This is a genomic window from Salinicola sp. (assembly GCF_982684285.1).
On record NZ_CEXLVS010000215.1, the window covers coordinates 1 to 7,084 of the forward strand.

Here is a 7,084-nt window from a genome sequence, read left to right on the forward strand (position 1 = left end):
TGAGTATTTTGACCGGGCTCGCGTACGAGGTCGATTTCAACGCCGTATTGCCGAGCGCAGGCATTTTGTAGACACCCTCGGAGACGACTGGCCGGGGCCACCACCCGGGTAAGGGAACGTAACAACCGGCTCGAGGTCGATGAATGACCGCGGCAGTGCCGTCATGGCGCTGCTTCGCCGTTCATCGACAACCGCAGGGCCGTCACCGTGTTCCGATCGTTCTTTCCCAAGCCGTCGCTGTTCTTCTTCACCGCCCTGGGATGGGTGCTATTCGCCATCGCCCTGTGGGAGTCCGCCGCCAGCACCTGGGGCGCCGCCATCGGGCTGCCGCCAGCGGACGAGACCTCCCTGCCGATCGGCGTCTCCCGCTTCTGGTCGGCGCCGTTTCTCTGGTTCTACCTCTACTACGCGCTCTGTGTCGGGCTGTTCGCCGCCGCGTGGTTTCGTTTCGCCCCGCACCGGTGGCAGTACTGGTCGCTCCTGGGCACCGCACTGATCGTGTTTTTGACCTACTTCTCCGTGCAGACCAGCGTCGCGGTCAACGCCTGGTACGGTCCGTTCTGGGACATGGTGCAGCAAGCGCTCGCCGGTGGCAGCGACGTGACCGCCCTGGATCTCTACCGGGAGATGCTCACTTTCGCCGGCATCGCCTTCGTCGCGGTGACGGTGGGCGTGTTCAACCTGTTCTTCGTCAGCCACTATATCTTCCGTTGGCGTACGGCGATGAACGACTATTACATGGCGCACTGGCCGCGGCTCCGGCACGTGGAAGGTGCGGCCCAGCGTGTCCAGGAAGACACCATGCGCTTCTCGACCACGCTGGAAGGTCTGGGCGTCAACCTGCTCAAGGCGGTGCTGACGCTGATCGCCTTCCTGCCGCTGCTGGTGGCGATGTCGAAGAACATCACCGAGCTGCCGCTGGTCGGCCATGTCTCCGATGCGCTGGTATGGGCGGCGGTCGTGTGGTCCGTGTTCGGCACGCTGTTTCTGGCGCTGGTGGGGATCAAGCTGCCGGGGCTCGAGTTTCGCAACCAGCGCGTGGAGGCGGCCTACCGCAAGGAGCTGGTCTATGGCGAAGACGACCCCTCGCGCGCCGAGCCGACCGCGGTGGCCGGGCTCTTTTCCCGCGTGCGTCACAACTATTTCCGCCTCTACTGGCACTACGCCTACTTCAACATCGCCCGCATCTTCTACCTGCAGGCGGACACGATCTTCGCGTTCGTGGTGCTGACGCCGTCGATCGTCGCCGGCAAGCTGACCCTGGGTCTGCTGCAGCAGGTGCTCAACGTGTTCGGCCAGGTTCGCGAATCGTTCCAGTACCTGGTCAACTCTTGGTCGACGATCATCGAGCTGCTCTCGATCGTCAAACGGCTACGCACGTTCGAGGCGGTGATCGAGGGCCAAGCCGCGCCGCCGGCGCGCCCGGATCCGGCACCGGGCGCCTGACCGGCCGTGCCTAATCCGGCACATGCAGCGTGATCACCGGGCAGGGCGCAATATGCGACACCTTGTGCGACACGCTGCCCACCATCAGGCTCTTGAGATCGCTGAGGCCGCGGCTGCCCATGACGATCATGTCGACCCCGAGGTCGGCCGCCTGCTGGACGATCACCTGGGCGGGTCTCCCTTCCACGACGTGATAGGTCACGTCCTCCCCATCGCCGGCCACCGCCTGCCAGGCTTCCTCGAGCAGGCGCTCCCCCGCCAGGCGCCCTTTCTCCGGCGTATAGTCGGCCGGCGCGGCACCGACTTTCGCGCCTAGCGCATCCTTGGCTATCGGCACCTCGGGAATGTGCAGCAGGTGAATCCGGGCCTGGGTCGCGCGCTGGATGAGGCGTGCGTGCTCCAGCGCCTTGCGCGCACTGGTGGAACCGTCGATCGGTACCAGAATCCGTTGAGACATGGTCGCTCCCCCCTGGTTGGCGATCGATTCACGGGTCACAGGAAGACCGCGCAACGTCGGTCGCGGTAGACGCCGGTGTTTCGCCAGACGGGCAGGACACCGGACTCTCGCTCAGCGTAGCCAATCCAGCGCCATGGGGAAGGCCGCAAAAGGTCGCAGGAGCAGATGGGTGCCCGCCTCGACCCGGCGCAGGGATAAAGCACCGTCACGGCACGGCCATCGGACTGACATCTTTCTCTTCTAAGGTACGCCACCAGTACCCCACTCCTCCCGCTCGACTTGCCCGGAGACATTGCCGTGCGACTTCATCACCTGTTCTGCTACGCCGCTCTGGCGACCCTGTCACTCTCCTCCTCGGCCCAGGCGGCGACCACCATCACCTGGTGGCATGCCATGGAGGGCGTGCTCGGCGAGAAGGTCAACGAGATCGCCGACGAGTTCAACGCCTCGCAGGGCGAGTATGTGGTCAAGCCCGTTTATAAAGGCAGCTACAGCGACAATCTCACCGCGACCATCGCTGCCTTCCGCGCCAATCAGGCCCCGGCCATCACTCAGGTCTTCGAAGTGGGCACCGCGACGATGATGAACGCGCGGGGCGCGATCTATCCGATCCATCAGTTGATGGAGGAAACCGACACGCCGTTCGATCCCGACGCCTTCCTGCCCGCGGTGAAGAGCTACTACACCTCGAGCAACGGTCAAATGCTGTCGATGCCGTTCAACTCCTCCACCCCGGTGCTCTACTACAACAAGGATGCGTTCCGGAAGGCCGGGATCGAGATGCCACCGGCGACCTGGAAAGCGGTGGGTGAGGCGGCCCACAAGCTGGTCGAAAGCGGCGCCTCAGAATGCGGGCTGACCACCGCCTGGCCAAGCTGGACGCAACTCGAGAACTTCAGCGCCATCGATGACCTGCCCTTCGCCACCCATGCCAACGGCTTCGATGGCACCGACGCTCGCCTGGTCTTCGACAAGCAGGAGGCGACCGTGGCCCACATTCAGGACCTAGCCGAGTGGCAGAAGAGCCACGCCTTCGAATATGGCGGCCGCGCCGACAGCGGCACCAAGCGGTTCCAGTCGGGCCGCTGCGCCATGCTGACCACCTCCTCCGCCTCGCGGGCCGGCATCCAGGAGGCCGCCGAGGGCAAGTTCACCTTCGGCATCGCCCCGCTGCCCTATGACGCCAAGGCGGTGAACCAGCCCAGGAACTCGATCATCGGCGGCGCCTCGCTGTGGGTCATGCGGGGCCAGTCGGACGCGGTCTACCGCGGCGTGGCCAAGTTCCTGAACTTCCTCTCGTCCCCCGCCATTCAGGCCGACTGGGCAAGCTTCACGGGCTACGTGCCGATCACCACCGCCGCATACCAGCGCCTGAAATCCCAGGGCTTTTACGCGGACAACCCAGGGGCCAGCGTGGCGATCGACCAACTGACCCGGGGCACGCCGAATGACAACGGCCGTGGCGTGCGCCTGGGCAACATGCCGCAGATCCGCAACATCATCGCCGAGCAGCTGGAGAAGGCGTTCAACGGCAGCGAGCCCGCCGCCCAGGCGCTGAGCGAGGCCGCCCGGCGTGGCAACCAGGAGCTGGCGCAGTTCCAGCAGAGCGTGGCGCACTGACGTTGGCGCCGATTCTCGTTTTCTCCCTGCTAGCGGCGGGCGGCGCAAGCCGCCCGCCGAATCACCGATGACCACCTTCGAGCGCCATCGTTTCACACCCTGGCTGCTGCTGGCGCCACAGCTCGCCATCGTGGCCGTCTTCTTCTTCTGGCCGGCCGCGGACTCTCTGCGCCAGGCATTCTATGTCCAGGATGCCTTCGGGCTCGGCGAACGATTCGTGGGCCTGGCGAACTTCCAGCGGGTCATGGCCTCGTCGGGATACTGGCAAGCCATGGGCGTGACGGTGCTTTTCAGCGTACTGGTGGCCGCCGGCGCCATGCTGCTGGCGCTGCTGCTGGCGGTACTCGCCGATCGCGTGCTCCATGGTGCCAGGCTCTATCGCGTCCTGCTCACCTGGCCCTACGCGGTGGCACCGGCGGTGGCAGGGCTTTTGTGGCTGTTCATGTTCGACCCGGTGCTCGGCGTGCTGACCCACGTCCTGGCCGGCTTCGGCGTGCACTGGGACGCGCAGTTGCATCCCGGGCAGGCGCTGGCGCTGGTGGTGATCGCCTCGATCTGGCAGCAGATGAGTTACAACTTCGTGTTCTTTCTCGCCGGCCTACAGATGATCCCGACCTCGTTGCTGGAAGCCGCGGCCATCGACGGCGCCGGGCCGTTCCGGCGCTTCATCGGCATCACGCTGCCGCTGCTCTCGCCGACCGCCTTCTTCCTGCTGGTCATGAACAGCGTCTACGTGCTGTTCGAGACCTTCGCCACCATCGACAACACCACCCTCGGTGGTCCGGGCGGCGCCACCCGCACCCTGGTCTACAAGCTCTACGAGGATGGATTCGTGGGCCGCGACCTCGGCGGCTCCAGCGCCCAGTCGGTGCTGCTGATGGTGCTGGTCGGCGCACTCACCTTCGTCCAGTTCCGTTACCTCGAACGCCAGGTGCAGTACTGATGCGCTACGATCGCCCCCTCCTAGACCGGCTGACCCATCTGCTGCTGATCCTCGGCGTGATCGTGTTCGGACTGCCGCTGTGGCTGGCGCTCACCGCCTCCACCTACAGCGCCGGAGCGCTGCAGAGCGGCATCGCCCCGCTGTGGTTCGGCGGCGAGGGGCTGGCCAACTACTGGCAGTTGCTGTCACAGCCGATCGCGGGGCTCGGTGTCAGCGCCCTGCGCCTGCTCGCCAACTCGCTGGTGATGGCGCTCGGCATCGCGATCGGCAAGATCGCCATCTCGCTACTGGCCGCCTACGCCATCGTCTTCTTCCGCTTTCCCTGCCGCACGCTCTGCTTCTGGCTGATCTTCGTCACCCTGATGCTGCCGGTGGAGGTGCGCATCGTGCCGACCTACGGCGTGGTGGCACGCTTCGGGCTGATCGACACCTACGCCGGCATGATCCTGCCGCTGATCGCCTCGGCCACCGCCACCTTCCTGCTCCGCCAGAGCTTCATGAGCCTGCCCCAGGAGCTGTTCGAGGCCGCCCGACTCGACGGCGCCGGACCGCTGCGCTTCCTGAAGGACTTCGTGCTACCACTGTCGAAGACCAACCTGGCGGCGCTGTTCGTGATCATGTTCATCTACGGCTGGAATCAGTACCTGTGGCCCCTGCTGGCGGCCAACTCGCCGGAACACGCCACCGCCGTGATCAGCCTGAAGAATCTGGTGCAGTCCACCGACACCCTGCCGCCCTGGCAACTGGCCACCGCCATGGCGGTGATGACCGTGCTGCCGCCGGTGGCGGTCATCATCGCCATGCAGCGCTTCTTCGTGCGCGGCCTGACCGATACCGAGAAATGATTTCCAACCGTGGAGAGCCACCATGGCCACGCTGACCTGCCGCCAGTTGTCCAAGACCTACCCGGGCGGCCATCGAGCCGTCGAGGCGCTGGACCTGACCCTGGAGGCGGGCGAGCTGATGGTCGTGGTGGGCCCGTCGGGCTGCGGGAAGTCCACGCTACTGCGCATGGTGGCGGGGCTCGAAGCCATCAGTGGTGGCCAGTTGATCATCGGCGGGACCGTCGCCAATGCCCTGGAGCCGGCCCAGCGCGGGGTGGCGATGGTGTTCCAGAACTACGCGCTCTATCCGCACATGAGCGTGTTCGACAACATGGCCTACGCGCTCAAGCTGCAGCGGCGCCCGCGCGCGGAAATCGAGCGTCGGGTGCACGAGGCGGCGACCCTGCTGGGTATCGATGCCCTGCTCGAGCGTCGTCCCCGCCAGCTCTCCGGTGGACAGCGCCAGCGCGTCGCCATGGGGCGCGCCATCGTCCGCGAGCCAGCCCTATTCTTGTTCGACGAGCCGCTCTCCAACCTCGACGCCGCGCTGCGGGTGCAGATGCGCCAGGAGATCCGACGCCTGCAGCAGCGGCTGGGCGCGAGCATGCTCTACGTCACTCACGACCAGGTGGAGGCGATGACCCTGGCCGACCGCCTGGTGGTGATGCGCGAAGGCCGCATCGAGCAGATCGGTACACCGATGAGCCTGTTCGAGGCCCCCGCCAGCTGCTTCGTGGCCCGCTTCATCGGCTCGCCGGCGATGAACCTGATACCCGTCAAACGGGCTCGCGACGGCGCCCACCTGTGTGCTGGGCTCCAGCTCTCCGGCGACCCTGGGGCGACCACGCGGGCGGCCACGCTCGGCCTGCGCCCGGAGCACTTGAGACTCGACCCGCAGGGAGAGCTGGCAGGCAAAGTGGAGATGATCGAACCGCTGGGCGTGGATGCCCTGGTTCACTGCCGGCTGCCGGAACATCACGAGCCGCTGACAGCCAGGCTGCCGATGACGGCGCTGGCCGCATCCGGCATTCGACAGCAGGGCGCGATCCGGCTGGCCGTCGACGGCCCGCTGCACCTGTTCGACGACCAGGATCGCCGCCTCGAACATGCGGCAAGGCTGACGCCGCTGTCATCCCTCTTCGCCGTCTGATCTTCTCGCCCACCGACCGGCGCAGATCCACGCCCGCGTGTCCCGCGTCGCGTCAGCCCGCCACGGCGTATTTGGCGGCGGCCTGATCGACATGGATACAGGCTACCGCGACCCGGTCGTTGACGGGATCCAGCGGCGGGTCGAGCTGGGTACACTCCTCGGTCGCCAGATGGCAGCGCGGCGCGAACGGGCAGCCCGGCGGCGGCGCCAGCGGCGACGGCGGTTCGCCCTTGAGGTGGACGCGCTCGCGGCGGCGGTTGGGGTCCGCCACCGGCGTGGCCGAGAACAGCGCCTGGGTGTAGGGATGGCGCGGCGTGGTGAAGACCTCCTCCGCCGGCCCGGTCTCCACCGGCTGGCCGAAGTACATCACGATCACGTCGTCGGCGATGCGGCGCACCACCGACAGGTCATGGGAGATGAACACGTAGGCCAGCCCGAACTCCTCCTGCAGATCCGCCAGCAGGTTGAGCACCTGGGCCTGGATCGACAGGTCCAGCGCCGACACCGGCTCGTCCAGCACCAGGATCTTGGGGTTGAGCATCAGCGCCCGCGCAATGGCGATGCGCTGGCGCTGGCCGCCGGAGAACATGTGCGGATAGCGATCGGCATGTTCGGGGCGCAGGCCCACCTTGGCGATCATCTCC

General features: G+C 66.4%; 7 protein-coding genes. 5 read left to right on the top strand and 2 right to left on the bottom strand.

The window, feature by feature from the left end; translation table 11 throughout:
* Positions 1–207: 207 nt before the first annotated feature.
* Positions 208–1,446: a peptide antibiotic transporter SbmA gene (sbmA, locus tag AC3AYF_RS16185; RefSeq protein WP_487780004.1), complete on the top strand. Its 1,239-nt coding sequence runs from the start codon at positions 208–210 to the stop codon at positions 1,444–1,446.
* Positions 1,447–1,456: 10 nt separating this feature from the next.
* Here the strand turns inward: sbmA and AC3AYF_RS16190 are convergent, their stop codons facing one another.
* The gene (locus tag AC3AYF_RS16190) at positions 1,457–1,903 is read right to left on the bottom strand and encodes a universal stress protein (RefSeq protein ID WP_295037808.1); all 447 of its coding nucleotides are present in this window, start codon (positions 1,901–1,903) and stop codon (positions 1,457–1,459) included.
* A gap of 297 nt (positions 1,904–2,200) precedes the next feature.
* On the opposite strand from AC3AYF_RS16190, the gene ugpB reads away from it, so the two are divergent.
* From ugpB to AC3AYF_RS16210, 4 genes are all read left to right on the top strand, one after another.
* Positions 2,201–3,523, top strand: a complete 1,323-nt coding sequence (ugpB, locus tag AC3AYF_RS16195) for a sn-glycerol-3-phosphate ABC transporter substrate-binding protein UgpB (protein WP_295037807.1) — start codon at positions 2,201–2,203, stop codon at positions 3,521–3,523.
* 67 nt (positions 3,524–3,590) lie between these two features.
* Positions 3,591–4,466: a sn-glycerol-3-phosphate ABC transporter permease UgpA gene (gene ugpA, locus AC3AYF_RS16200; RefSeq protein WP_295037806.1), complete on the top strand. Its 876-nt coding sequence runs from the start codon at positions 3,591–3,593 to the stop codon at positions 4,464–4,466.
* Positions 4,466–5,311: a sn-glycerol-3-phosphate ABC transporter permease UgpE gene (ugpE, locus tag AC3AYF_RS16205; protein ID WP_487780005.1), complete on the top strand. Its 846-nt coding sequence runs from the start codon at positions 4,466–4,468 to the stop codon at positions 5,309–5,311. The genes ugpA and ugpE overlap by 1 nt, the downstream gene beginning before the upstream one ends.
* Positions 5,312–5,333: 22 nt before the next feature.
* Positions 5,334–6,440: an ABC transporter ATP-binding protein gene (locus AC3AYF_RS16210; protein ID WP_295037804.1), complete on the top strand. Its 1,107-nt coding sequence runs from the start codon at positions 5,334–5,336 to the stop codon at positions 6,438–6,440.
* Positions 6,441–6,492: 52 nt separating this feature from the next.
* Here the strand turns inward: AC3AYF_RS16210 and AC3AYF_RS16215 are convergent.
* On the bottom strand, positions 6,493–7,084 hold a 592-nt coding region (locus AC3AYF_RS16215), incomplete at its 5' end, for an oligopeptide/dipeptide ABC transporter ATP-binding protein (RefSeq protein ID WP_487780006.1).